Below are 26147 nucleotides of genomic sequence, written 5' to 3' on the forward strand. Positions count from 1 at the left end.
TACATCCCGGGATCAAACTCGGGATTATTTTTTTGATTTTTTCCTTATCTGAATTTGCGGATTAGGGGTGTTTAGCCGAGTGTCAGTTTTAGTAGTGAGAAAACGGATTTTGAGTTTGACTCAATTGTGGTAAGTTGAAGACAACTACGACTTAGTTCGATGAAGTTGAACCGTGAATAAGATTCTTAGGCTGATCGCTGCAGTAATCGGTTTTCTTTTGCTCAATGTGCAGGCTGAGGAACCGAAGGAATACGCGTTTGCGATCAACTCAGCCGTTACTCCGCTTCTGCATGCCGCTTTTGTAAATCAAACGATTAAGACGGTCGAGAGAGCCGTGGAGCCGGCCAAGCTAAAGGTTATGTATGTCGAGCTGCCGGAGTTAGAAAGGCTGATCGAAGACCATCAGGCGGATTTCTTCATTTCGACTGCGGCAACCATTCGGCGCTATCAGGATCTAGGCGCTCGTGATGTGCTGACAGCGTCTTCACCGTTCTCTAAAAATCCGAATCGGTCTGAAGGCTCTTTGTTCATTGTTAAGGCCGACAGGTCGGATATCAATAGCGTTTCGGACCTCAAGGACAAACGTGCTGCGGCAGGTCGCCCGACTGCTTTCGGGATGTATTTGGCCGCGATGGGCGAGATTGCCGCGGACGGTTACGATCCTAAAACCTTTTTTAGATCGACTCAGTTTTACGGTCTTAATCGCGATCAAATCATTAAAGACGTTTTGAACGGCAAGGCTGATGTGGGGATTTTGAGAGCCTGCTATCTCGAGGATGCGGTTAATCGAAAGGTTGTTACGACGGATCAGCTCAAGTTTATCAATCTTAAGAGCGATCCAGACCACATTTGCCTGCACTCCACACGACTTTATCCGAACTGGAGTTTTGGCTCGAACCCTTCCGTTCCACCGGCAGTCCTGTCAGCGGTGGCTGCAGGTTTGATTGCACAAAAACCGGTCGGTATCGGTTTGTATTGGTCCGTAGCAAGTGACTACACCGCGGTAGACAATCTTCTGAAGTCTCTGCGGCTCGGGTCGTATCAGCGGTTTAGTAAAGAATGGTTTTGGCAGCGAATCGTCGAATATCGCTTTTGGATCTTGAGTGCCCTAGCTGCTTTTGTTCTTTTGCTGATCCATTCTCTCATTGTCTCAAGGACGGTGGACATTAGGACGAGGGAGCTCAAAGAATCGCTCAAACGTGAGAATAGGAGTTTTAATGAAGCACAAAAAGCGCACCGACGCCTGATGAAAATGCAGCGAGCGGCTGTCGTCGGGCAGATTTCCAGCCTGATCGCACATGAACTCAATCAGCCGCTCGCTGGTATCAAGCTCTATGCTCGGACGCTTCAGCGCGCTAAAGATTCGGGAACATTGACAGAAGACAAGCTCGGTACAGCCTTGACGGAGATTCGCACGGATGCGGACTTAGCTGCCGCCATTGTTGAGCGAGTCAGAAGCTACGCCAAAGGCACTCGCAGCGAAAGAGTGTCTTCGGAAGTTTCCGAGCTCGTTAACAAAGCAGTTCGAGAATTCAAACGACAGAGCGGAGAAAGAGTTGAAGTCTGGGTCCCTCAAGAGCAACCGGTCTATATCATCGTGAACCCGCTCGAATTTGAGCTGGTGATCATTAACCTTTTGAGAAATGCGGCTCAGGCACTTCAAGAACTTGGAGTCTTGAATCCGAAAGTGGCTCTGACGATTAAGCGAGAAGATAACAAAGCGCTAATTGCAATCGAAGACAACGGTCACATTGAAAAAGAAAAGATTGAAAAACTCTCAGAACCGACTAATTCAACGAAAGCTGACGGATTAGGTCTAGGTCTGCAGATTGTCAGAAGCATTATTGAAAATCACGGTGGCAAGATTTTCTTTTCTCAGGCGGCTTCGGGTGGGTTGAGGGTAGAAATTAGGTTGCCGGCAGAGGAGACGACAGAACAATGACAATATCGAATCCGATTATTCGCATAGTGGACGATGAAGCAGTCGTCCGAAAAGCGCTGAAGTTCCTCCTTGAGTCCGAGGGATGGACGGTCGAGGCCTATGAGAAAGGCTCTGAATTTTTAGTTGAAGACCGACCCTCTCTCATCGGCTGTCTCATTCTTGATGTCGCTATGCCGGAGATGAACGGACTGGAGCTGTACCATCGACTGCGTGAAAGAAAGTACGAGGTTCCGGTGATTTTTCTGACAGGGCATGGCGATGTGGACATGGCCGTCCAGGCGATGAAGGACGGCGCCATCGACTTCATTCAAAAGCCGATTAACGAGGAGAGACTTCTGTCAGCCGTGGCAAAAGCAGTTCGATATGACGAAACTCACAGAGGCTGGACGATTTCGGAGGAGGAAGAAAAGAAGAGATTTCAGACACTGACTTCTCGGGAAAAACAAATCTTATCGCTGATTGCGAAAGGGCTGATTAACAAAGAAGTCAGCGAGCGCCTCGGACTTTCACCGAGAACAATTGAGGTTCATCGTCAAAAAGGACTCCATAAATTAGGGGTACAAACAGTTTCGGAATTAGTGAGATTACTCTCTCACATCGAAGAAAACGCTCTTTTTTGATATTTGTCAGGGTACTTAAGTACTGCGATGCGCAAAAATTCAATTAACGAATTTCATATCTACTAAGGAGATAAAAATGAAGAAGCTCTGCATCGCACTCGTTTCTGCACTGGCCCTCGGCATTGTTAATGCTGAAGAAACTGATCTTGTTGTCGTCGGTTCCGGCGGCGCCGGCCTCTCTGCCGCCATCATGGCCGCTCAGCAAGGCAAGAAAGTTATTGTTCTTGAAAAAATGCCGATCATCGGCGGAAATACGCTCCGCAGTGAGGGTGGTATGAATGCCGCAGGCACGCTTCAACAGCTTGAACACGGCATCATGAACGATTCCGCTATGCGTATGAGTATGGATGCTCAGAAAGGCGGCCATTATCTCAACAATCCTGAGCTGACGCTGACTCTAGCCGAGAACGCCAAAGACGCCGAAGCTTGGCTCCTCTCCTTAGGCGCTCCTTTCTGCCATCGTATGGGCCGCGGCGGCGGACAGACAGCTGCCCGTGGTCACGGACCTTGTGACGGTTCTGCAGTCGGACAGTCTGTGATGAAGGTTCTTTACGGTACAGCTAAGAAGATTCCGACGATAGAAATTCGTCCGCTTAACCAGGTCACAGAGCTTTTGACCAAAGACGGCAAGATCTCCGGCGTGAAGGTTGAAACAAAAGGCAAAGATAAGAAAGATTACACGATTGATGCCAAGGCTGTTGTTCTGGCAACCGGCGGATTCGGCGCAAATGCTAAGCTGATTTCTTCTTTAAGGCCGGAATACAAAGGTTTTGCTACAACGAACCAACCGGGTGCATTGGGTGAAGGTTTAGACTTGGCCAAAGGCGTTGGAGCAACTTTCGTTGATTTGAGAGAGATTCAAGCCCACCCGACCGCTGTTCCTGTTAAAGGCATTCTGATTTCTGAATCCATGAGAGCTCGCGGCGGGTACCTCGTCAACAATGAAGGCAATCGCTTTGTCAATGAACTTCAGCCGCGCGACGTTGTTGCCGCTGCTGTTCTAGCCCAGCCGACAGGAAAAGCGTGGCTTCTGATCGACGACAAGCTGGTTAAATCCAACAAGCTGGCTGCCGGTTATGTTTCTCAGGGTTTGATGGTTTCCGGCAAGAATGTTGACGAATTAGCTAAGGCTATGGGCGTACCTGCCAAGAATCTTAAGGCTACAATGGATCAGTATCAAAAAGCCTTTGAGACCAAAAAAGACGAGGCTTTCGGGCGCCCTGAGATGGTCGTAGCCAACAATGTCTGGCCTATGTACGCTGTTCAGATCACTCCGGCTATTCACCACACTATGGGCGGCGTGAGAATCAACAAGAACGCAGAAGTGATCGGCGTGACAGCTAAACCGATTCCCGGTCTCTATGCTGCCGGTGAAGTGACTGGCGGTGTTCACGGCGGTAACCGCATCGGCGGAAACGCTGTGGCCGACATCATTACTTTCGGCCGTATTGCCGGAGCGAATGCTGCTAACTACATGACGAAGTAATAAGATCTACAGTTGATTCACCAAAACGCCCGTTGGGGCGTTTTGGTGTTTAAAGCGGTTGCAGATGAAAATTACAGAGAAATCTGAATTTCATCACGGCTATCTAGGCCGAGCAAAGTTCTGATCAAATCATCTTCAGTCCAAGAGCGTTCGGCTAGCGCTTGTGAAGAAAGTATCAATTCAGTGTCGTCTCGGTGTGGATCGGCATCGAGAGTGATTAGCTTAACCGGACAGAGGCGAAAGCCTTGCTCAGGATATCCGTAAATGAAGTTTTTCATCTTGCTATGGTAAAAGAACGGAGTCGAAGAAACGTGCATCGGCGGGGATCGTTGAAGATTAAGAAATTCGGGCTTGAAAAGTCGTGACTTAAGAATTCGACCCAGTCAAATAAAAACAAAGCTAAACTTTCTGGATAAGCGATTTTGAAAGAGCCGATTTGCCACTTTTTTAATGAAGATTCGGTCTCTTTCAAAAAATTTTCGACGAGGTTCTCGTATGCGGAGTGTTCGAACCTGAGAAAAACTGCAGGGCAGCGCTGGGCTAGATATTTAAAACGATTTTTAGCGTATTCATCATCGGTGATATACACGCGACAGCCTATTATGCTAAAAGCGTATGTATAGTTCATAAAGGGATTTCCGAATAACTTCTTGTTTTTTCAGTCTATTCAGGATCGCGAATTTAATTGACGCAACTTTTCAACGGTTTCTCTTTGAGATAAAGGCCAGTCACAAAAATCCTGCGGGTTCACTAAGAACTTCCCCCTCTCTACACAAACTTAAAGATCGGCGATAATGATCAGATTATTTGAACGGTAACAAGGAGAATAAAGTTGCTTACTGAAAACGAGTTGATTAAGTTCCGTCGTGAACTCCATTCCTATCCCGAAACCGGCTGGTGCGAATTTGTTACGACCCACAAGATCGTCGAAAAGCTCCGCAGCTTCGGTTTGGATCCGATCTATGGCCGTCAGGTTATCAATCCCGAGTTTGTTGCAGGCCGCAACCCTGCCAAAGTTGAAGAAGCTAAAAAAGCAGCTTTAGATAAAGGGGTCCCGCCGGAATTTATCGAATCCATGCAGGACTACACCGGTGTCGCCGCTATTTTCGAAACCGGTCGTCCCGGCCCTGTTCTGGCAATTCGTTTCGACATGGACTGCGTTGACGTTGATGAAGCTCACGAAGCCGGTCACCGTCCGTTTGATGAAGGCTGGGCAAGTACAAATCCGGGCCATATGCACTCCTGCGGCCACGACGGCCATACAACGATGGGTATCGCTGTCTGCAACTGGATTCAGGAAAACCTGGATCAGTTCTGCGGAACCATCAAAGTCGTCTTCCAGCCCGCTGAAGAAGGTGTTCGCGGTGCACGCCCAATGACCGAAACCGGTATTTTCGATGACGTCGATTTCTTCTTCGGAAACCACCTCGGCTTTAACTTGCCGACAGGTACGATTTCTCCGGAACCCGGCGTTTTCTTGGCTTCCACCAAATTGGATGCCACATTCACGGGTCTTGCCGCCCACTCCGGCGCCGATCCTCAGAAAGGTAAGAATGCCCTCTTAGCCGGCGCAGCTGCTGCATTGGCAATTCACGGCATTACTCGCCCGATCGGAGAAGTGACTGCTTTGAACGTCGGAACGTTAGTTGCCGGCCAGGGTCGCAACGTGGTTGCTCCGAACGCTTTCATGCAGCTTGAAGTCCGCGGTGAAACCGAAGAACTCAACGCTTACATGCGTGATCAGGCAATCCGTAAGATTAAGGCTTCTGCCGATATGTACGACTGTCAAGTCGATATCGTTAAAGCCGGCGAAGCTACTGAATTCAAGCCGGACCAGGAAGCCATCGAACTTGCTTATATCGCCGCAAGAAATGTGACGACCGAAGAACTCGCCAGACCGCTCGGCTTGAAGTTAGGCAGTGAGGACTGCACGATCATGCTTCGTAGAGTCCAGCAGCACGGCGGTAAGGGTACCTTCGTTGTGTTCGGCTGCCGTACATCTGCCGGTCACCATCAGAGACTCTTCGACTTTGACGAAGAGGTGATTGGAATCGCTTTGCGCTTCTACCAGAACCTGATCCCGATGATAGTCGGCATCAAGTAATCCGGTTTGAAAGTCAGTTAACTTTCTGAAGATCAAATAAAAACCGCCGTGAGGATTTAGCGATCTTTACGGCGGTTTCATCTACAACTCGATTAGCGATTTCTTTCTCGGCGATCGCGTACAGCGTGGGCCAGCGATGTAATGACTTTGACCGTATCATCCCAGCCGATACAGGCGTCAGTAATGGACTGACCGTACTTCAGCTCTTTTTCCTTACCTTTAACGAGAGGCTGGTTGCCTTCGACAAGATTGGACTCAATCATGACGCCCATGATGTTGTAGCTTCCGTCCCCGATCTGCTTGCAGATGTTGTCAACGACATCGATCTGCTCTTTGTGCTTCTTGTGACTGTTGGAGTGGCTGGCGTCAATCATGACGGAGGGCGGAAGTCCCGCGGCTTTCAGAGCTTCGCAAACCTTGGCAACGCTTTCAGCATCGTAATTCGGCGCTTTGCCGCCGCGAAGAATAACGTGGCAGTCTTCATTACCGCCGGTAACGACAATGGCGGAGTGACCGCCCTTGGTGACAGAAAGGAAGACATGTTCGTTTGCGGCAGCTTTGATTGCGTCGATGGCGATTTTGACGTTGCCGTCAGTGCCGTTTTTGAATCCGACCGGGCAAGAAAGGCCGCTAGCTAATTCACGATGCACTTGGCTTTCTGTGGTTCGTGCGCCGATTGCACCCCATGAAATCAGGTCCGCGATGTACTGCGGCGTGATCATATCGAGATACTCCGTACCTGCGGGGACACCCAGTTCGTTAATCGTTAAGAGGAGCTCACGGGCCAAGCGAAGGCCGTGGTTGATATGGAAGCTACAGTCCAGGTCCGGATCATTGATTAAACCTTTCCAGCCGATAGTAGTGCGAGGCTTTTCGAAATAGACCCGCATGATGATTTCAAGGTCATCAGCAAAATAACGGCGGAGTTCAGAGAGTTTTTCTGCATATTCTTCGGCGGCAACCGGATCATGGATTGAGCAGGGTCCGACGATGACAAGGAGCCGGTCGTCTTTGCCGTGAATGATGTCATGAGCAGAGTGACGGGCAATGTGTACGGTTGAAGATGCGAGTTGTCCGCAAGGAAATTCGCGAATGAGGTAAGACGGCGGAGTGAGTTCTCTGATTTCTTTAATTCTTAGGTCGTCAGTTGTGTAAGGCATTATGGTTCTCCATTATGGCGCCTGTCGGGATTGAGGCTATAAAAAACCGCCGAGTCCCGAAGGAGCGGCGGTTAAGTAGTGTTGTGTGATCTTAGATGCAAGCCGTCACAGCCCTACCTTCCGCCGCGGACGGAAAGTAAAAGCCGTAAAAGTAAAACTTAGAAGCGAACATCTTTTGATACTTGCTAGTAAAAAGGTACTGAGGAATAATTTACCGTATTTTTCTCTTTCTAACGAAATTTCTTTCAGAAATTACTTGCTCATGAAAAGAAAGATCGTTGAGTGATAGAAAACAGGCGCTGAGAAGAACAGCATTTCCATTCTGTCCAACGCCCCACGAGTCAGCATCATGCTGGTATCCAAGCGAACTGCTCCTAAAGAGCGCTTAACCGAGGACATGACCAGAGCGCCCAGCGTTCCCGAGACAATAATCAGCAGGGACATAAGAGGTGCCTGCCAAGCACGGAAGGGAGTCATCCAGAAAAGCGCAGAGCCCATGATCAGAGCTCCGATGCTTCCGATAATGATGCCTTTGTATGTCTTGTACTGATTACTCCAAGTCGGCTTGCCGCCCCAGATGGCGGATGCCATGATTTGGAACAGGTCCGCAAAATAGAGAACCAGCAGGAAGTAAAGCATCAGCAGCAAACCACTGGAATTAAATCTTGTGAGGTTCAATGTAGCAATCGCAGGAGCGTGGCTGACGCAGAAAATGGCCAGCATAATGCCCCACTGAACCTTAGCAACACGGTCCAAGAAGCGGTCGGTATCTTTGGCCAAGGCCATAACGACCGGCAGTGTCAGGAATAAGTAGACTGGGATAAACAGAGAAAAGAGTCCGATCTCTTCGTATCCCAGAAGAATGTACTGAACGGGGATTGCGATGTAAAACGCAATGATCAAGATGACGTGGTCATGGCGCCGGGTCGGAGTCAGCGCAATAAATTCGCGCAGAGCAAAGAATGAAGCAAACGCGAAGAAGATGAGGAGCGCGGCCTCACCAAGACAGAAAGCAATCGCAAAAACGATCAGCAGGGGCCAAGAGGCACGGACGCGGGAGTTAACAACGCGAAGATTGTTGAGTCGAGTTTCGTTTCCTTGGGCGCGGGAGACCAGCCAGTTGCCGATAATCGTACCAATGGCAGAGAGAACAATAAGAACACCCAGAATCGTGAAGTAGGCTTCTTGAGTGGAAAATCCTAAACGCATATTAGAGCTCCCTGGCTAAACTGATAACGGCCGTTCTAGCTCTTTCTAAGAACTCTTCTTTAGAGTCGTCGATAGAGTGCGGCAGAGGTGCACCGAATCTTACGGAGCACATAGTCGGAACGGGCAGAAGGGCACCTTTCGGCATGGAGCGGTGCAGATTTTCCAAATAAACGGGGATGAGTTCAACTTCGGGAAATTCTCTCATCAAACGCCAAATACCGCTCTTGAACGGCCCGGGAAGCGGCTGGGGAGAGCGCGTGCCTTCCGGAAAGATAATCAGAGAGGAGCCTTCGCGAAGAGCCTGACGCATCGGATCCAAAGGATCGGAGTTTTCCGTCCGGCGCCGGTCGACAAGAACGACGTTTAACTCGTCAACGGCAATTCTGCGGCGAATTCCGCTTTGCCAGTAATCACGAGCAGCAACTGGTCGGGTAAGCGGACGCAAAGAGCGAGGGAGAGCAGACCAAATCACAATGGTGTCGAGGTGGCTCGAGTGATTGGCAAAATAAATTCTCTGAATTTTTTCAGGTTTGCACCCGATCCACTGAGGATATGCGCCGACCAACAGACGAGTCAGCCACACCATCGGTGTCATGAACTTAAATGCGTGTTTCACGTTTCTTCGTTTTTCAATACCTAATTTGGTAATTATGCCTCCAATGCCGAGGTGCATGTTGATCGCAGATTTGGCGGACAAGGGCATAGATGTACTTCTCAATTTTCAATAGAGACGTACAAATTCAAAGAAATGTCTGTTTTAACAAGAAAAAGGATGGGGGAGAAAGTAGCCGAACTTAAGACTCAACCTTTTGAAGATCTCTAAAGCAATTTCTGCAAGAAACAATTAACGCAATATCAATGAAGAATTTACGGCTCCAATGAGCCGCTGAGATTCAGTTGGTCTTTCAGGTGCGGAAGAATCAATGAGATCACAAAAGCCAATGCACAGAAAACCAACACCAAGCACAAGGCAGTTCCGAGCGATGAATGAGAGGCGATCCATCCAAGTGTCGGAGGTACGACCAACAGACCCCCATAAGCGACGATGGCGATGAAACTGCTGGCTTCGGAAGCTGTAATTCCTTTGCATTTTCCGGCGAGACTGAATATTGTCGGGACGACAGGCGCGAGTCCAAGTCCCATAACAACGTAGCCGCAAAGCGCTGTTGCAGGACCCGCGGGCGAAAGTACGAACGACATTCCGCAAAAAACAATCAGAGAGCAAATAGGCAACAAGCGAAAATCCCCCACGCTTTCTCGAAGTTTGTCTCCGAAGAGTCGAACGATGAAAATGGTTCCTGAGAACAATCCGTACACCAGGGCGGCAACAGCTTGGTCTGATTCCTTTGAACTGACCATGTAAACCGAGCCCCACTCGGCCACGCTGCCTTCAATATCGTAATCCAGCCAACTTAATAAGCCGAAACAAATGAGGATGAGCGGGTAGGCTCGTTTTGTCGTATTTACTCTGGAAGTCTCAGAGCTTGCCACCTGCCGATCCTCTTCCTGAAGATACCGACAGCCGAACAAACAAACGACAGTCCAAGGAACGACCAAGACTAAAAAGCTGAAAAGCGGCGAAAGGTCGAGGTAGGCACAAAAGGAAGCAGTCAAAGAACCGACGATGCCGCCTAAGCTAAAGAAGGCATGAAACAAATTCATCGATCTCGTTTTGTATCGACGCTCGTAGAACATGCCTTGAGCATTCATCAGAGCATCAGTTAGACCGATGCCAAAACCGATGACTGCAAAGCCTGAAACTAATGAGGCGAAAGAATTTGCGTAGCCAGCGATCACAAGTCCGATAGTACTGAGTGAGGCGCCGGCGGCAATAGTTGGTCGATCTTTAAGAAGACGGACGAGTCTGGAAGAGAAAAACAGTCCGATGCAGCCCGCGATTCCGAGGCAGAAAAGAGCGATGCCAAGTTGTAAATCGTCAATCTGGGCACTTTCTTTGATCGCTGGCATGCGAGAAGTAACCAGGCTGTAGGAAAGGCCGGGAAGGAAAAAGAAAGCTGCGCAGCTGAGCTTGTTTTTGACTGCCTCGGAGAACATTTTTATCGAATATTTTGATTAGCGCTTTGAATTTTATCGATAAAAATAAGCGGCTCAAAGGGGAGCCGCCGGAAGAACGGAAGATATTGTGCTGTTCAGGCATTAAGGCTGCTGTGGAGCAGGTTTTGGACACAGAAGGCTGTGCAGGCGGTCCATCGCGCTCTTCTCCCTAATCGGTCTGAACTTCGGATCAAAGGTCGTGGATTTAATCTGCTTGCCTTTGCCGTCTAATTCGGGGTAGGTGGCAAGTGCAATCGGAGAGTAGATTTTTGCCAAGCAGTCCATGCTGAACTGGACCTTTGCAGACTTCGAGTCAGGTGTGTAACTGTGATTTTGAAGCGTCCAAAACCGCAGTTTGTCGCCTTGTTTACGCATGCCTGTTTTGATGAGGTACATGTCATCCGTGATTTGCGTCGTATTGTGCCCGGCAATGATCGGCGGGATAAAGAGCGGAACCGGAATATTCGAGCCGGTAGACGCGGCGTTTTGGCGAGCATTGAAGCCGCGAATCGCAGGGTTCGCCGGGGTAGGTCGGTATGTTCTCGGAGACGGGGTGTAGGATCGATGCGGACGAATGGTGGTTCTTCCGCCGAGGCGGACTGCCTGAGCGTCCGTTGCCAGAGATAAGAGACAGATTGAGGCACAGAGGCCGACGAGGAGTTTGTTCATAGCTGCAGACTTGAGGTTGAGGTTTTTCCCCGATTCTGCGCCTAATTGGGTGCAAGAAAAAGAGGACAAAACGAGAATATCTTTTGACTTCGGATTGTGGTTCCGAAGTCAGAATGTCTCGTTGTCTGCAAACAATCTCCTGAATCGGCTGTATCAGTTAGCAGTGCCGCCGACGGTGAGTCCGTCAATGCGGAGTGTCGGCATGCCGACACCGGTCGGAACCTGCTGACCATTCTTTCCGCAGGTACCGCAGCCTCTGTCTAATTCAAGATCATTGCCGACCATGACGATTTTTGTCAAAGCATCTGCGCCGTTGCCGGTTAGTGTGGCGCCCTTGATTGGGTCGGTTAGCTTGCCCTTTTCGATCAGCCAAGCCTCACTCATGCTGAAAACGAAGTTGCCGTTCGTGATGTCGACCTGGCCCCCTCCGAAGTTGGACGCATAAATGCCGTAGTCCACGGAAGAAATGATTTCCTGAGGATCGGATTCGCCCTGAAGCAAATAAGTGTTGGTCATTCGAGGCATCGGCAGATAAGCAAAACTCTCTCGGCGCCCATTGCCGGTCGTCTTTTGCTTCATGAGGCGAGCGCTGGTCTCATCGTGCATGAAGCCGCGAAGAATGCCTTCGTCGATAAGCGTGGTGCAGTGCGTTTCGTTGCCCTCGTCATCGATGGTCAGGGATCCTCGGCGTCCGGCAATGGTGCCGTCGTCAACGACCGTGACCAGCGGAGAGGCTACTCTTTGACCGATCTTGTCGGTAAAGACGCTCGTTCCCTTTCGAATAAAGTCGGCTTCCAAGCCGTGTCCGACTGCCTCATGAATCAATACGCCGGGCCAGCCGTTTCCCAAGACGACGGGGAGGCTGCCGGCCGGAGCCGGCCGCGCATCTAAGTTGCGCACTGCGCCATCGACGGCCTCTCGGGCATACTGCTCAATAATTTCCTCGTTATAACGATCTAACGAAAATCTTCCGCCGCCTCCGGCTTGACCTTGTTCTTTTTTGCCGTCCTTTTCAGCGATAACGCCTAAGTTCACACGAACCAGCGGGCGCACGTCGCCGATTAAAGTGCCGTCCATTTTGGCGATCAAAATCGTGTCATGCGAGGCGCCGACGGAAGTCGTCACTTGAGTGACGAAAGAAGACCGGCTGCGGGCGTGTTTATCTAAGGACTGAAGAAGTTTGATCTTGGCGTCCGTGTCTGCCGCTTCAATCGGATCAACAGCACGGTAAAGAACTTTCGGACCGTCCTTAGGTGTGACATTGACTGTAATTTGATTGTTAGTAGCCTGCGCAATAGCTCGTACGGTTCTGACCGCCTCAAATAAAGAATCACGGGAGATTTCTTCTGAGTAGGCGAGAGCCGATTTTTCACCGCAGACGGCCCGAACGCCAACGCCTATGTCCGTGTTGTAATGGCCCGTCTTAACGATGCTTTCTTCAAGCACATAGCCTTCTGAAACAGAGCGCTGAAAGTAGAAATCAGCGTAGTCAATGTTGTAACCGCTGAAAAGCGCAAAGGCGTCCTGAATGTCTTTTTCAGAAAGACCGTTGCGGTAGAGAAGGGTTTCGATAGCGGCAGAAGTGTTGTTATTCATATTTCACGCGATTATTCAGGGCAGGCAAAAGTGCTCTGACCTGACGGAGGAAAGCCGGATCGACGTCAGTGAAGCAAACGCCCGTTTCATGCCCGTTAAGAGATCCGACAACGGTCCCCCATGGGTCGACGGCACAGGAGTGTCCCCAGAAAGCTCGGCCGCAGGAAGAGCGTCCCGCTTGAGCTGCGGCTACCACATAACTAAGGTTTTCTATCGCACGGGCACGAAGAAGAACTTCCCAATGGGCCTTCCCCGTATTAGTTGTAAAAGCGGCAGGGAGCAGAAAACAGTCGACGCCGGTTTGACGACGAAAAAGCTGCGGGAAACGCAGGTCATAGCAAACGGCGAGGCCGATATGAATGTCTAGGCCGTTTTCTAGCGGATAGTTAAAAGAAACCGTCTTATGGCCCCCGACGTAAAGTTCGGACTCGTCGTAACGCTCCTGCTGGCCCTCATACGAAAATAGATGAATCTTGTCGTACCTTGCGGCTTCCTGGCCGAATGCGTCATACACCAGCATGGTGTTGGTGACGCGGTGTTCATCATCGGATTGAAGAGGAATCGTACCGGCGGCAACCCAAATGCCTAATGATTTAGCGAGCCCCGCCATGATCTTCTGTACCGGGCCGTCCTGATAGCGTTCGGCTGCATGAAGAACATCTTTCGGATCATTGCTCATGATCGTAAACATTTCCGGAAGCAGAGCGAGGTTGGCCCCTTCCCGGGCGGCTTTACGAATGAGAGATTCGGCGATCTGGAGATTGGCCCCGAGATCCGGTCCGGATGTCATCTGGCAGGTGGCAATACGTAACATGGTTCTTAACGTTTAATCTTGGAAACGACCGGATCTGACCAAGTGCCGGTCACTTGATATTCGAAGGAGAAAAGCTTACTCAAGGGATCTTTGAAAATCAATTGGGCCAGGAAACTGCCGATGCCGACGATCGGGTTTGCAACCGCGAGAGCCACAGACGCTCCTGCCGCATTGATGTCTGGCAGAACCAATAGGTGCAGATTCTCCGTTTCTTTCTGAGTGTTGACGTTGCCGTTAATAACAACGGTCGCGCTCCCTCCGATCATCGTCAGATCTTTGATGTTCATGAGGCCGTCTTCCAGCACCGCGTTGCCGCGGATGGTAGAGAAGTTGAAGCCAGAGGAGTAGAAGTCTCGGAAGTCAAGGGTCAGGTAGCGTGTTAAAGACTGCAGTGTCAGAAGAGACAATAGTTTGGCAGCCGGGCCCGGTTGGATCTTGAGAATTTCGCCTCTCTTCAGATCGATATTCAGTTCTCCGTCGAAGCTTTCGGTGTTAAAGCCGAGGGGAGTGCCGACCCAGGATAAATTACCGTTGATCGAACCGTTGCCGGACTTGACCAGATTCTGCATATCCAGGCGATTCAGCAGGGCGCCGAGGTTATTGATATTGGTATTGATTAAAAGATTCGTTTCGTTGCCGCCGTCGAAACCTTTCAGCCAGCTGCCGGATGAGCGCAGCTGCGCAGCGCTGTTGGAAAGATTCAGCTTTGTAATTTTCCAGAGCTGTCCTTTTGTTGACGGAGTGTTGCGTGCAACCAGTTCCAGCTTGCCTAAACGCATATTGCCGTAGGTTAAATCATCGATAACCGCATTGATTGCGGGCCAGCCGCCTTGAATTTGAACCGGCTTGGATTTTTCTGCGGCGTCTCTTGCAGAGCTCGGGATGAAGAGTTTGGAAATATGCGCGATGAGCTCGGGTTCCTTGCCGTTTTGAGCCTTCTTCCATTCCAGATTGGCATTCATCTGATTGCTGTTGATTGCGATCAGCAGAGAGTTCCCGACGGGTCGCCCTAAGAGCGAGAAGTTCGTTTGATTGAAATTGTCGATCAGCAGTTCGTCAATGTTAGCCTTGAGGAAGGCAATATCCGGCAGGACAACGGTTCCGGACGGTTTGGCATCCACTTTTAGATGATCAAAGACCGCCTGCCAGGCCTTCGCCGGAACCAGCGGCGCCTTCAAGGAGATCGCATAGCCGTGAGACGGCAATGTCGGCAGACTGCGGTTGCCGATGGCAGCACGTTTGATGTCATTATTCTGCAGGATAAATTCCGAACTCAGGAATCCCTCAATCATGATTCTGAGATCCGTGGCCTTGTTGTCTGTGACGATATTGAGGTCTAGAGGTGCAGACAAAGATGCCGGTTTTTCCATAGGAGGCGGCAGCTTGCTCTCCAAGCCGGAAAGCGAGCTTTTAACGTTCACCGTGACCTTTGGGCCGACGGTTACATTGACTGTAAAGGGCGTCTTGCCGCTCAGATATTTGTCTGCGGCTTTGGCAAGCATCGGAACCGGAATAACCTGCGGGAGTGCCTTAGCGGCGATGGTTCCGGAAGCAGAAACCTTAATATTGCCCTTATCGTCGGTGTCGAGCGTCGCTTTTACGGCATTGCCGAAACAATCGGCGGTAATGCCCGTGCTCGAAGCACCTTTGTCATTGAAGTTCACGACGCCGATGGCATGAGTCAAATCCGGAATCGAGAAATCATTGAACTTAACTGCATTATCTTTAAGCGTAAAAGCGCCGGAAACAGCAACTTCACCCGGACCGTCAAGGGGGATCTTCAGTTTGAGAGTCAGATCTCCGTTGCCGGTGCCCTCGGCCTTCTTGAAAAGACCGCCGGTGTAGCCGTCAACCGGAGAAGTCTTCACGTAAGACAAGAAACCGGGGAGGGCGCCGGACGCCGCTGCGTCTACATCCAACCAAACGGTATCCGCAGAGAAGGCGGGAATGTCGACTTGTGCATGCGTAAGCTGTACACCTTTATAGGTCCCGCGATCGGCAGTAATGGCCATGCCGTCGCCTTCAAATTTGACTACGCCGCCGACTTTTTCAAAGAGCGGCCAAATTGCTCCGCGTTTCGGAGAAGCCTTTGGATTGTCCAGAATGTTCGGATAGACATCGAGAAGGACGTCCTCGGCATTAACGGACACCAGGAAATGATGTTCTTTAGACTCATGGAAGGGGAACTCATGGAGCGGCCCCTTAAGAACGGCTTGGCCCCCGGTGGCTTTGCCCTCTAAAAGGCCGTACCGCAGCCAGGTGATTGTGTCGTTGCCGACAACAAGCGGCATGTATTTCCAAACGGCAGGGACGTTTCCGCGTAAAACATCGGCTTTAAGGTCTGCAGTTCCGAGGGGAGTGTTGTCGGCGTTAGTGTACGACCCATTGACCTTAACCGCAGCATCGGCGTTCTCAATCAGAACGTCCTTGAACTCGAGTGAAATGCCGTTAACGGTATTCCAAACCACGGTTCCTCCGATGCTGTCGAAATGGAAAGCGGCTGCTGGGAATAATCCCGGAAGAGCTACCGACGCGTCTTTTGTTGTGAGTACGGTGGTACCCACACCGTCTTTAAGGGTAATGTCGGCGCTGAGATTGATAAATCCCGGGAGCCACTGGGTATTGTCTTTGCCGGAGGCCCCGAAAGAGCTGAAATTACGCAGAGAAAGTTTGCCGTTGTAATGTTTGGGTTCGCTTGGCAGTCCCTGCCAATCTAAGTCCACATTAACGAGCGATCCGGAGAGCTTCCGCTCGGCAACAAAATCCTTAAAAGATTTTGGCAGCGGCAAAGAAGGGAGGACGGCTGTTAAACCTTGAAAGTCGAGAGCGTTGGCTTTAAAAGAGCCGCCGGTAAAGTTATCATCGCTTCGGTCTAACTTCAGACTCATATCCAGTGGCGGAAGTGTCTCCCCGGATTCCAACTCAAAAGAGAAATTGTCTGTAGAAAGGGCGTAAGCCTCGCCCGACATGTTCCCTGAGATCTTGCCTTTAACGAATTTCAGGCGTAGCGGCGCCAATTCTGGAAGCTGAAGATCTACATGGGAAAGAGCGCCGATAAAGCTGGCGGAAGAAGGAGACCATTTCACAAAGTTAGCCCAGAGAGAACCAGACCCGGTGCCTTTGTACTTTACGGAGAAGTCAGGCAGCCACTTGGCGAGTTCACCGAAGTTAATGAAGTCGGTCTGAGCGTAAAGTTCTGCATCCCAGTCGGCCAGTTTCGAGGGATTAAGGGCCGGCGTCTTAAAGAGCGCGCGAACGGTAATCGGAGAAGCAATTTCAGGCGGAAGCGTCAGAGTAAAGGCGAGCTGTTTGTCTCTTGAAGAGCCGTTGTAGCCGACGTTAACGTTAGTAACTTCAAGCGTTTTGGCGCTTTTCTGATCATGAACCAAAATCGTGCCGTCCTTAATTTCTACAGACTTCTGCTTGAGGAGAACCATTACATCGGAAGGCAGTTTGGTTGTGAGCGCCTGAGTCTCCGTCTCACCGGACATGAGCTTTTTGAGGTTGACCTTCCTGCCCAAGACGGAAAAGGACATCGGTGCCAGGCGCCGAACTTCGACTTTGGGGTTGTTTAACGTGACAGATTCAAAGATCGGAGTAAGGTTTGTTAAAGAACTGAGCGAAAGTTTTGCGGTAAGAGATTCAGCCGTAATCGGGTCCTTGCCCGGCTCTCCGAGTTCGATGTTTTTAAGTGTGATTTCCGGAGAAAGTCCCTGCCAGTCGGTATCCAAAGAGCCGAACTGAACGGGGATCTCCAGGACCTGAGATATCTTATTCTCGATCTTGGATTTATGGTCGTTCAGGTAAGGTGCAAGGCAGTAGCGCGCTCCGAGCCATGCGGCGCCGAGTGCAAAGTAAAGGATGACTAAGAACCAAAGAACGGTCCTCCAGGCATAGCCGAAAAAGCCTTTTTTAGGTTTTGTTGGTGTGGTTGACGTCTGTTGTTCGGAATTGTCCGTCATTTCGCGGATCCTTAAACTTTTTTCTGATCTTCTAAGTATCGCTCAATTTCCCATAAATAAACTCTAATATTGGAAGATAGACTCATTTTTAGCTTCCAAAAACAATATGTCTGCAGCACTCCAATCCTCCGATCTCTTTCCTAAAGTTCCCAGAGTTTCTCTCTCGGAAGTCCCAGAAGTCTCAGCTTATTTCAAAAACACGCTCCGAGCCATGTTCGGAGAAGATGAAGATAAAGTTCGGTCTTATGTTCAGGAAATTACTCAGATGTCCTGGACGCCCGAGAAAATGCGTGAGCGCTTGGCCGGGATCGAAGACGGAGAGCAGCTCAAAAGCGCAATGCGTCGTCTGCGCCGTGACGTGATGATGAGCCTTGTCGCACGCGACATTTCCGGATTGGCGAATTTAGAAGAAGTTGTCACAAGCATGTCCGATTTAGCGGAGATCACGATCGACCGCACAGTCTCCGTGTATGCCAAAGAGCTGGCGAAGCGATTCGGAGTTCCGCGCTCAGAAACCGGCGTCCCCCAGGATCTGATTGTGATCGGCATGGGCAAGTTGGGAGGTCGTGAACTGAATGTCTCGAGCGATATCGACCTTATTTTCTTCTACGATTGCGACGGAGAGTGCGGCCCTACGGCGGAATACCCGAATGTCCGCAAAATCATCAGCAACCAGGAGTTCTACGAGCGGCTGGCAAAGAAAGTTATACCGGCCCTTTCAGAGATTACTTGGGAAGGATTTGTGTTCCGTGTGGATATGCGCCTGCGTCCCAACGGAGATTCCGGACCGATCGTGGGCTCCAGCGACATGCTTGAAGAATATCTAATGACGCAGGGACGCGACTGGGAGCGCTTTGCATGGCTCAAGGGTCGTGTCGTCAACGGCCCGGTATTTGCTTCGGAAGAGGATTTCAACATCCAAAAGAAGAACATCAACGATATCGTTCGTCCGTTTGTTTACCGTAAATATCTCGACTTCGGCGCCATTAGTTCGCTTACCGATCTTCACGCCAAGATTCGTTTATCTACGCAGAAACGCGCCTTAGAGAGCCTGAAAGAAGGTCAGAACATCAAACTCGGACGCGGCGGCATTCGCGAAATCGAGTTCATTGCTCAGACATTCCAGGTGATCCGCGGCGGCCGCAACCCGTTCTTAAGAGAGCGCTCCACGCTGAAAGCACTTCAGGCGCTCGCTTCCGAGAACATCCTGGCAAAGGACAAAGCCGAGATGCTCTCCAAGATTTATGTGTTCCTGCGCAACATGGAGCACGCCCTCCAGTACGAAAACGATCAGCAGACTCAGCTTTTTGCGGCCGATCCGGAGCATCGGACAAGAATCGCGAAGATGCTGGGCTTTACCGTCGAAGACCTGCAGAAGCAGTTAGAGCTCTCGACGGAGTACGTAGCTGCGCGCTTTGATGAGATTTTCCAGACCAAAGAAGAGGTAAGCGAAGAGGATTGGCCGCTCGGTTGGGAGAACGGTGCTCCGGGGGCGCTTCCCGGCTTGGCGAAAGTGCTGGAACGAAACGGGTTTAAAGAAACCGAAGAGCTGGGTCAGCTCATTCTTAATCTCATGTCGCTGCGCGCTTTAAAGCTCATTAACGCCGGGGCTCGTCAGCGAATGATCACGCTGGTTAAAAATACGGTTGAGGGTAAGAACAAGCCTGAACACTTAAAACTGATTTCTCGGGAAGAACTCTTACGTCGCTACATCAAGTTCTACGAAGTCATTGCCGGTCGTCCGACTTATGTTTCCTTGCTTTTGCAGTACCCGCTTGCAGCGAAGCGTTTGGGCGACGTATTGGGCAGCGGTAAGTGGGCAGCCGAATATCTGAACCGCCACCCGCTGCTCTTAGATGAACTTTGGGATGAGCGGCTGAGTCAGATCGACGATTACACGCCGGTGGATTTCTCTTTCTATATCGAGCGTACGCGTGCGCGACTTGCGGATATTCCGGAAGACGATCAGGAAACCCGTATGAACCTCATTCGCGAAGTTCATCATGCCCGTTTGTTCCGCCTGTTCTTAGCGGATATGGCCGGACGCTTGACGGTGGAACGATTGGCCGACCAGCTCTCGGCTCTGGCGGATGCTACGCTTGAAATCGTCATGGAAGAAGTGTGGAAGACGGTTCCCGGACGTCACATTGAGCGTCCGAAGTTTGCCATCGTGGCTTACGGCAAATTGGGCGGTAAGGAGCTCGCCTACGCGAGCGATCTGGATTTGGTCTTCTTGTTTGAAGATGACGCTCAGGATGCAGAAAAGATCTACATGCGTTTCGCGCGTCGACTGATCAATTGGCTGACAGCGACAACCGGCTCCGGCGTCCTGTTCGACGTCGATATGCGTCTGCGCCCGAACGGGGAATCCGGCATGCTGGTCTCTTCCGTCGACAGCTTTGAGAAATATCAGAAAAACGAAGACGGCACGGGCGCCTGGCTTTGGGAGCATCAGGCGCTAACGCGAGCCCGCTATGCGGCCGGCGACCGAGATATCGGTGACAAATTCGAAAAAATTCGCATCGAAATACTCCGTCGCGAGAGAAACGCCGGGGAAACGAAGGCCGAGGTGCTCAAAATGCGCCAGCGTATGCACGACGGTCACCCCAACAAAACGGAGCTTTTTGATGTGAAGCATGACGAGGGCGGCATGGTGGATGTGGAGTTCATTGTTCAGTATCTTGTGCTTCAGTACTCCTCTAAATTCCCGCAGCTTGTCAATAACTTCGGCAACATCAAGATGCTGGAGATGGTCTCTGATGCCGGCTTGATCCCGAAAGATCTGGCGTTCGAGGTTTCCGCGATTTATCGCAAATATCGCCGTATTCAGCACGAGTTCCGCCTGAACTCTCCGAGCGTCCCGGTCCGCGTTCCCAAAGAAGAGTTTGCGGAAGAGGCACAAAAGGTTCGCGCGCTCTGGTCGCTCGTTTTTGGTCCGTCCGAAGGTCAGGGGACCTAAAAGCGACCTAAGCTAAAAAGCAGTTTGAATCTGCTATGCCTATGAGTCTCGCTGCTTCCGAATACCGTGCTCCTTGGTGGCTGCCCGGCGGCCACCTGCAAACCATTGTGCCTGCCGAACTGTTTCCGAAGGCCAAGGTGATCTATCGCCGTGAAATTTGGAATACGCCGGATGACGACATCATTGCCGTGGACTGGTCAACGCCCGAACCCATTGATCCGAAGGCGCCGATTATGGTGCACATCCACGGATTGGAAGGCTCATCAAACAGTCACTATGCCCGTGCGCTGATGGCGCGCTGCGGCCAAGGGGGTGTGCGCGGCGTGGTGATTCACTACCGCGGCTGCGGCGGTGTCACCAATAAAAAACTTCGAGCCTATAACGCCGCAGATGCGGCTGAGCTAGACTGGGAGTTTGCCCGGCTGCGTGAGCTCTACCCTGAAGCTCCGATCTATGCGATGGGCGTCTCGTTGGGCGCCAACAATCTGCTCTTCTGGGCCGGTACCCGAGGCGAGGACGCTGCAAAACTGGTTTCAGGCATCGTTGCAGTCTGCGCGCCCCTCGATTTGGTGGGTTCAAGCCACGTTATCCGCATAGGATTCAGCCGGATTTACGACCTGAATTTCATCTCGACGATGAAGAAAAAAGCACTCGCAAAAGCCAAACGTTTCCCGGGCGTGTTAGATGTCGAGAAAATCAAAAAGATTCGCTGGCTCTGGCAGTTTGACGATCTTTTTACGGCACCGATTTTCGGCTACAAGGACTACATGGACTACTGGACGAAATGCTCGAGCAAGCCCCATTTAGGCGGCATCCGATTGCCGACACTGGTGCTTAATGCCAAGAACGATCCGATCGTGGGAAACGAAGTTTTACCGATGATTCAAGAAGTTTCCAAGTTTGTGACGTTAGAATATCCCGCTGAGGGCGGCCATTGCGGGTTCCCTCGCAAACCGAACGAAGGAAGCCTCGGATTTCTGCCGACACGCACCTTCGATTTCTGTTTCCGCGGCCGCTGATGTCTCTAATTTTCCCCCGGTATGTGCAGCCGGAAACGGAGTTGAAATGCCTTTAAGAAGTACCAAAGACTATTCAGTCGGAATCATCTACTTTATCCTCTTTATTCTGACCATCCCGGCGATGAACTGGGTGGTGATGAATGTTGGCACGGTTTGTACTGCTGACGGTCCCTGTCTGATTCCTGTCTGGCCCGGTATCATGGCCCCGAGCGGCGTGCTTATGGCCGGCGTAGCTCTGGTGCTTCGTGACGGACTGCAGGCCAAACTCGGTGTCCGCTGGTCGCTGTATGCCATCATCATCGGCGCAGCGCTTTCCGCACTTTTCTCCGAACCGTCTCTGGTCCTGGCTTCCGTGATGGCCTTCTTCTTCTCCGAACTGGCCGACTTGGTTGTCTACACACCGATGCGTAAGAAATGGCCGGCTTGGGCCATTATGGCAAGCGGCTTGGTCGGCTCCATGGTCGACAGCGCCATCTTCCTTTCTCTGGCATTCGGCTCTATTGAATTCATCTTCGGACAGGTTCTGGGTAAGTTCTGGATGTCTCTTGCCGTGGCGCTTCTTATCGGGTATCTTCATAGCCGCCGCGCCAAAGCGGTCCAAGACGAAATTCTTTCCCGATAAGTAGATATGACAGAAAAGAGCCCGAAGACTGCGGTACTCCTCATTAACCTCGGTTCCCCTGACGAACCGACCGCTTCGGCGCTCAAACCCTACTTGCGGGAGTTTCTTTCCGATCGACGGGTGGTCGATTTAAATCCGATTTTTTGGCAGACGCTGCTGAATTTGGTCATCCTGCCTCGCCGCAGTCCTAAGTCCGCAGCGCGCTACGTTCAGGTGTGGATGAAAGAGGGCGCTCCTCTTAAGGTCTACACCGACCGCATTGCCGATAAGCTGCGGCAGCGTTTTCAGCAAAAAGCCGTCGACGCAGACGTGTTTGTCGGCATGCGTTACGGCAATCCTTCACAGGTCGAAGTCTTTAAAACCATCCACAATGAGCACGGTTTTGACCGTGTCTTAGTGCTTCCGCTCTATCCGCAGTATTCGTCTTCCACGACGGCTTCCGTTTTCGATGCCGTCTCAAAGGCAATGCAACAAATGAAAAGCCACCCAAAAGTGCGCTTCATTCGCGACTATCACACGCATCTGCTGTACATCAAGGCATTAGCCGATCAAATTCGCGATCAATGGGCAAAGGTCGGCCCGCTTGGCAAGAAGGGCCGATTGATGCTCTCCTTCCACGGCATGCCGGTTCGCTACTGCGAAGAAGGCGATCCTTACCCGAAACAAGTTCGCGAGACAACCGATCTGCTGATTCAAGAGCTCGGCGTAGATCCTTCTAAAGTCGTGCTTTCCTACCAATCCCGTTTTGGCAAGGAAGAATGGCTCAAACCTTATTCCGATGAGACGGCCCGTCATTTAGCTCGAGAAGGCGTGGAGCGGCTAGATGTTATCTGTCCGGGGTTTCATACCGACTGTTTGGAAACGATTGAAGAGATCGGCCTGGAACTCAAAGAAACTTGGTTTAAAGCCGGAGGCAAAGTCTTCCATTACATCCCTTGTTTGAATGATTCAGAGGCGTCGGTTTCCCTAGTTGAGAAGATTGTCGAAGAAGAACTGCTTCATTGGCCGGAATAAATTTGTTACCTTTTTCGTTAAGTTTGGCGAATAAGGGAAAACCCTTTATATTTCAACCAATAGGCGGGTATTTTCCCGCTAGGTCATTTAATTTGCTACGTAACTTCACTTCCTAATTTGCTTAATTCGGGTGGCGTTACTTCCTGAAGCTGAGAGGTGTTCTCATAATGATGTTCATCGAAGGTTGAAAAAGGATCGGGCGACCCCATATCAACCATTAAAGGGCTCCGTTAGATCGGATCCTGATTTCTGAAAAAAACTTGAGGACAGTTAATGCAAGATAACGAATTAAAGAACGGACAGACCGTCCCACCTCAGGACGAAGCAGCCCAACAGGCTCCGGCAGATGCTCCGGAACTCCCGGACTTAGATTTATCTGCCGAATTAGCGAAGGCCCAGGCTAAGGCCGCGGAAAACTACGACCTTTATGTCAGAGCAGTCGCCGAAGCAGATAACACCCGCCGCCGCGCTTCTGAAGATGTTGCTAAAGCCCGTAAATTCGGCATTGAAAAATTTGCAGAATCCATGCTGCCGGTCGTAGACAGTATGGAAAAGGCGCTTGAGGCGTCTGCAAATGAAAAGGGGCCCCTCAAAGAAGGCCTTGAGATTACCTACCGTCAACTGCTGAGCGCACTGGAGCATAACGGGATGAAGTGTGAAAACCCTGTGGGTCTCAAATTTGATCCCAACACAATGCAGGCGATAACCATGGTGAAAGATCCTGCAGTCCAGCCGGGCTGCGTCGCAACAGTGTTTCAGCGCGGATGGAAAATTGCCGATCGAGTTCTTCGTCCGGCGATGGTGGCAGTCGCTCAATAAGACTTGTTTTTTCAGGAAACGACTCAATATAGAAACTTAACAGCAGGCAGCCCTTCTGCCGGCAAGTGAGGAAATTCAAAAATGGCAAAAATTATTGGTATTGACCTTGGTACAACAAACTCCGCAGTCGCGGTCGTTGAAGGTGACAAGGTTCGCGTGATCGAAAACAGCGAAGGTGCTCGCACCACACCTTCCGTCGTTGCATATCTTGAAAAAGAAGTGCTTGTCGGCGCTCCTGCAAAACGTCAGGCTGTTACGAATCCTGCCAACACGCTTTTCGCGATCAAGCGTTTGATCGGCCGTCGCTATGACGACAAGGAAGTTCAGAAAGACATCAAACTGATGCCTTACAAGATTATCAAGGCTGCCAACGGCGACGCCTGGGTTCAGGTTCTCGGCGACAAGGATCTGGCTCCGCAGCAGGTTTCTGCTGAAATTCTTCGTAAGATGAAGAAGACCGCCGAAGACTACCTCGGTGAAGAAGTTAAGGAAGCCGTTATTACTGTTCCGGCTTATTTCAATGACTCTCAGCGTCAGGCTACTAAGGACGCCGGTAAGATCGCCGGTTTGGATGTCCGCCGTATCATTAACGAACCGACAGCCGCTGCTTTGGCTTTCGGTCTTGATAAAGGCGGTAAGGGAGACCGTAAAATCGCTGTCTATGACTTGGGCGGCGGCACATTCGATATCTCCATTATCGACTTAGCCGATGTTGACGGTGAAAAACAGTTTGAAGTTCTGTCTACCAACGGTGACACATTCCTTGGTGGCGAAGACTTCGACCAGAGAATCGTTGACTACGTCATCAAAGAATTCAAGAAAGACACAGGCATTGACCTGAGCCAGGACGTTTTGGCTCTGCAGCGTTTGAAAGACGCCGCTGAAAAGGCCAAGATCGAACTGTCCAGCCGTCAGGAAACAGAAATCAACCTGCCTTACATCACTGCTGATGCAACAGGTCCGAAACATCTGAACATCACACTGACACGTTCTAAGCTCGAAAGCCTCTGCGAAGATCTGATCGAAAGGACGATCGAACCTTGCCGCAAGGCCCTGAAGGACGCCAACGCTACTGTTGAAGATATCTCCGACGTCATCCTCGTTGGCGGTCAGACACGTATGCCGGCTGTTCAGGAAGCTGTTAAGGACTTCTTCAAGAAGGATCCGCGTAAGGACGTGAACCCGGATGAAGCAGTTGCTATGGGTGCTGCTATTCAGGGTGCTGTTCTGTCCGGTGACCGCAGCGACGTTCTTCTTCTCGACGTTACACCGCTTACCCTCGGTATCGAAACCCTGGGCGGCGTGATGACTCCGATGATCAAGCGCAACACCACGATCCCGACAAAGCACTCTCAGGTGTTCTCTACTGCCGAAGACAATCAGCCTGCCGTAACCATTAAGGTTTACCAGGGCGAACGTGAAATGGCAGCTGACAACAAACTGCTTGGCGAATTCAACCTTGAAGGCATCGCTCCGGCTCCGAGAGGACTGCCGCAGATCGAAGTGACATTCGATATCGACGCCAACGGTATTCTCCATGTTTCTGCTAAGGACAAGGCAACAGGCAAGGAAAACCAGATCACGATTAAGGCTAACTCCGGTTTGAGCGACGCCGACGTCGAAAGAATGGTTGCCGATGCTGAAGCCAACAAGGAAGAAGACCGCCGCCGTGCCGAACTGGCTCAGGCTCGCAACACAGCCGAATCCAGCATCCATCAGGTTCGTAAGACCCTGAAGGACCTCGGTGAAAAGGTTGACGGCGCTGACCGCGCTGCCTGCGAAACAGCGATTAACGACCTTGAAGAAGCCGTTAAGGGCGAAGACAAGGATCTGATCACAAAACGTACTGACGCCTTGATGGCTGCTGCTCAGAAGATCGGCGAGAAGCTGAATCAGCAGCAGGCACAGCCGGGTGCTCAGCAGGAAGCTCCGAAGTCTCAGAAGAAAGATGACGATGTCGTCGATGCCGACTTCAAAGAAGTCTAATTCTGAAACTTGTTAGACTGTAGCTAACGACAATGAGGCCGCTTCCGTAAGGTTGCGGCCTCATGGCGTAGATAAAGAGACGAAAATAAGGGTTTTTACCCTATAACCGAA

The 26147-nt window shown here is 50.9% G+C and carries 19 protein-coding genes; 10 read left to right on the forward strand and 9 right to left on the reverse strand.

What is annotated here, in order from left to right; genetic code table 11:
- Positions 1–172 precede the first annotated feature (172 nt).
- The 3 genes from HMPREF9439_RS02630 (at position 173) to HMPREF9439_RS02640 (ending at position 4048) form a co-directional block, all read left to right on the forward strand.
- Complete coding sequence (locus HMPREF9439_RS02630; RefSeq protein WP_008863604.1) at positions 173–1942, forward strand: sensor histidine kinase; 1770 nt, start codon at positions 173–175, stop codon at positions 1940–1942.
- Positions 1939–2562, forward strand: a complete 624-nt coding sequence (locus HMPREF9439_RS02635) for a response regulator transcription factor (protein WP_008810568.1) — start codon at positions 1939–1941, stop codon at positions 2560–2562. Before HMPREF9439_RS02630 ends, HMPREF9439_RS02635 begins: the two co-directional genes overlap by 4 nt.
- Positions 2563–2638: 76 nt before the next feature.
- Entirely contained in the window at positions 2639–4048 is a 1410-nt protein-coding gene (locus HMPREF9439_RS02640; RefSeq protein WP_008863605.1) for an FAD-dependent oxidoreductase, read from the forward strand.
- Between the two features lie 71 nt (positions 4049–4119).
- Here the strand turns inward: HMPREF9439_RS02640 and HMPREF9439_RS13275 are convergent, their stop codons facing one another.
- Complete coding sequence (locus tag HMPREF9439_RS13275; RefSeq protein ID WP_008863606.1) at positions 4120–4326, reverse strand: hypothetical protein; 207 nt, start codon at positions 4324–4326, stop codon at positions 4120–4122.
- A 554-nt stretch (positions 4327–4880) separates the two neighbouring features.
- On the opposite strand from HMPREF9439_RS13275, the gene HMPREF9439_RS02655 reads away from it, so the two are divergent.
- Positions 4881–6152: an amidohydrolase gene (locus HMPREF9439_RS02655; protein ID WP_008810572.1), complete on the forward strand. Its 1272-nt coding sequence runs from the start codon at positions 4881–4883 to the stop codon at positions 6150–6152.
- Positions 6153–6244: 92 nt separating this feature from the next.
- Here HMPREF9439_RS02655 and aroG read toward each other — a convergent pair whose 3' ends face one another.
- The 8 genes from aroG to HMPREF9439_RS02695 all read right to left on the reverse strand — a co-directional run bounded on the left by aroG (position 6245) and on the right by HMPREF9439_RS02695 (position 17617).
- On the reverse strand, positions 6245–7312 hold the full coding sequence (gene aroG / locus HMPREF9439_RS02660) for a 3-deoxy-7-phosphoheptulonate synthase AroG (RefSeq protein ID WP_008863608.1): 1068 nt from the start codon (positions 7310–7312) through the stop codon (positions 6245–6247).
- Between the two features lie 252 nt (positions 7313–7564).
- Complete coding sequence (locus HMPREF9439_RS02665; RefSeq protein WP_008810574.1) at positions 7565–8521, reverse strand: phosphatidate cytidylyltransferase; 957 nt, start codon at positions 8519–8521, stop codon at positions 7565–7567.
- Between the two features lies 1 nt (position 8522).
- Positions 8523–9116, reverse strand: coding sequence for a lysophospholipid acyltransferase family protein (locus tag HMPREF9439_RS02670; RefSeq protein WP_039896000.1), 594 nt, complete (start codon positions 9114–9116; stop codon positions 8523–8525).
- A gap of 272 nt (positions 9117–9388) precedes the next feature.
- On the reverse strand, positions 9389–10576 hold the full coding sequence (locus tag HMPREF9439_RS02675; RefSeq protein ID WP_008863610.1) for an MFS transporter: 1188 nt from the start codon (positions 10574–10576) through the stop codon (positions 9389–9391).
- A gap of 102 nt (positions 10577–10678) precedes the next feature.
- Positions 10679–11245, reverse strand: a complete 567-nt coding sequence (locus HMPREF9439_RS02680) for a surface-adhesin E family protein (RefSeq protein WP_008863611.1) — start codon at positions 11243–11245, stop codon at positions 10679–10681.
- Between the two features lie 153 nt (positions 11246–11398).
- On the reverse strand, positions 11399–12841 hold the full coding sequence (gene tldD / locus HMPREF9439_RS02685) for a metalloprotease TldD (protein WP_008810578.1): 1443 nt from the start codon (positions 12839–12841) through the stop codon (positions 11399–11401).
- Positions 12834–13655 (reverse strand): carbon-nitrogen hydrolase family protein, encoded by an 822-nt coding sequence (locus HMPREF9439_RS02690; RefSeq protein WP_008810579.1) that lies wholly within the window; start codon positions 13653–13655, stop codon positions 12834–12836. The genes tldD and HMPREF9439_RS02690 overlap by 8 nt, the downstream gene beginning before the upstream one ends.
- A 5-nt stretch (positions 13656–13660) precedes the next feature.
- The gene (locus tag HMPREF9439_RS02695; protein ID WP_008863613.1) at positions 13661–17617 is read right to left on the reverse strand and encodes a YhdP family protein; all 3957 of its coding nucleotides are present in this window, start codon (positions 17615–17617) and stop codon (positions 13661–13663) included.
- Positions 17618–17723: 106 nt separating this feature from the next.
- Here HMPREF9439_RS02695 and glnE point away from each other — a divergent pair, with 106 nt between their 5' ends.
- From glnE to dnaK, 6 genes are all read left to right on the forward strand, one after another.
- Positions 17724–20576 carry a bifunctional [glutamate--ammonia ligase]-adenylyl-L-tyrosine phosphorylase/[glutamate--ammonia-ligase] adenylyltransferase gene (glnE, locus tag HMPREF9439_RS02700; RefSeq protein WP_008863614.1) on the forward strand — a complete coding sequence of 951 codons (2853 nt, stop codon included), beginning with the start codon at positions 17724–17726 and terminating at the stop codon, positions 20574–20576.
- A gap of 35 nt (positions 20577–20611) precedes the next feature.
- Positions 20612–21595: a YheT family hydrolase gene (locus HMPREF9439_RS02705; protein WP_008863615.1), complete on the forward strand. Its 984-nt coding sequence runs from the start codon at positions 20612–20614 to the stop codon at positions 21593–21595.
- 46 nt (positions 21596–21641) lie between these two features.
- Positions 21642–22217, forward strand: coding sequence for a VUT family protein (locus tag HMPREF9439_RS02710; protein ID WP_008810583.1), 576 nt, complete (start codon positions 21642–21644; stop codon positions 22215–22217).
- A gap of 6 nt (positions 22218–22223) precedes the next feature.
- Complete coding sequence (gene hemH, locus HMPREF9439_RS02715; protein ID WP_008863616.1) at positions 22224–23231, forward strand: ferrochelatase; 1008 nt, start codon at positions 22224–22226, stop codon at positions 23229–23231.
- 273 nt (positions 23232–23504) lie between these two features.
- Positions 23505–24050: a nucleotide exchange factor GrpE gene (grpE, locus tag HMPREF9439_RS02720; protein WP_008810585.1), complete on the forward strand. Its 546-nt coding sequence runs from the start codon at positions 23505–23507 to the stop codon at positions 24048–24050.
- An 81-nt stretch (positions 24051–24131) separates the two neighbouring features.
- Positions 24132–26036, forward strand: coding sequence for a molecular chaperone DnaK (gene dnaK, locus HMPREF9439_RS02725; protein WP_008863618.1), 1905 nt, complete (start codon positions 24132–24134; stop codon positions 26034–26036).
- Positions 26037–26147 lie beyond the last annotated feature (111 nt).

Source organism: Parasutterella excrementihominis YIT 11859, assembly GCF_000205025.1.
Taxonomy (GTDB): domain Bacteria; phylum Pseudomonadota; class Gammaproteobacteria; order Burkholderiales; family Burkholderiaceae_F; genus Parasutterella; species Parasutterella excrementihominis.

Coding starts and splice junctions, on each gene's coding strand:
- HMPREF9439_RS02695 (WP_008863613.1), bottom strand. CDS start 17,617: ATGACGGACAATTCCGAACAACAGACGTCAACCACACCAACAAAACCT.
- tldD (WP_008810578.1), bottom strand. CDS start 12,841: ATGAATAACAACACTTCTGCCGCTATCGAAACCCTTCTCTACCGCAAC.
- hemH (WP_008863616.1), top strand. CDS start 22,224: ATGACAGAAAAGAGCCCGAAGACTGCGGTACTCCTCATTAACCTCGGT.
- HMPREF9439_RS02670 (WP_039896000.1), bottom strand. CDS start 9,116: ATGACACCGATGGTGTGGCTGACTCGTCTGTTGGTCGGCGCATATCCT.
- aroG (WP_008863608.1), bottom strand. CDS start 7,312: ATGCCTTACACAACTGACGACCTAAGAATTAAAGAAATCAGAGAACTC.
- HMPREF9439_RS02635 (WP_008810568.1), top strand. CDS start 1,939: ATGACAATATCGAATCCGATTATTCGCATAGTGGACGATGAAGCAGTC.
- HMPREF9439_RS02665 (WP_008810574.1), bottom strand. CDS start 8,521: ATGCGTTTAGGATTTTCCACTCAAGAAGCCTACTTCACGATTCTGGGT.
- glnE (WP_008863614.1), top strand. CDS start 17,724: ATGTCTGCAGCACTCCAATCCTCCGATCTCTTTCCTAAAGTTCCCAGA.
- HMPREF9439_RS02710 (WP_008810583.1), top strand. CDS start 21,642: ATGCCTTTAAGAAGTACCAAAGACTATTCAGTCGGAATCATCTACTTT.
- HMPREF9439_RS02675 (WP_008863610.1), bottom strand. CDS start 10,576: ATGTTCTCCGAGGCAGTCAAAAACAAGCTCAGCTGCGCAGCTTTCTTT.
- dnaK (WP_008863618.1), top strand. CDS start 24,132: ATGGCAAAAATTATTGGTATTGACCTTGGTACAACAAACTCCGCAGTC.
- grpE (WP_008810585.1), top strand. CDS start 23,505: ATGCAAGATAACGAATTAAAGAACGGACAGACCGTCCCACCTCAGGAC.
- HMPREF9439_RS02690 (WP_008810579.1), bottom strand. CDS start 13,655: ATGTTACGTATTGCCACCTGCCAGATGACATCCGGACCGGATCTCGGG.
- HMPREF9439_RS13275 (WP_008863606.1), bottom strand. CDS start 4,326: ATGAAAAACTTCATTTACGGATATCCTGAGCAAGGCTTTCGCCTCTGT.
- HMPREF9439_RS02640 (WP_008863605.1), top strand. CDS start 2,639: ATGAAGAAGCTCTGCATCGCACTCGTTTCTGCACTGGCCCTCGGCATT.
- HMPREF9439_RS02705 (WP_008863615.1), top strand. CDS start 20,612: ATGCCTATGAGTCTCGCTGCTTCCGAATACCGTGCTCCTTGGTGGCTG.
- HMPREF9439_RS02680 (WP_008863611.1), bottom strand. CDS start 11,245: ATGAACAAACTCCTCGTCGGCCTCTGTGCCTCAATCTGTCTCTTATCT.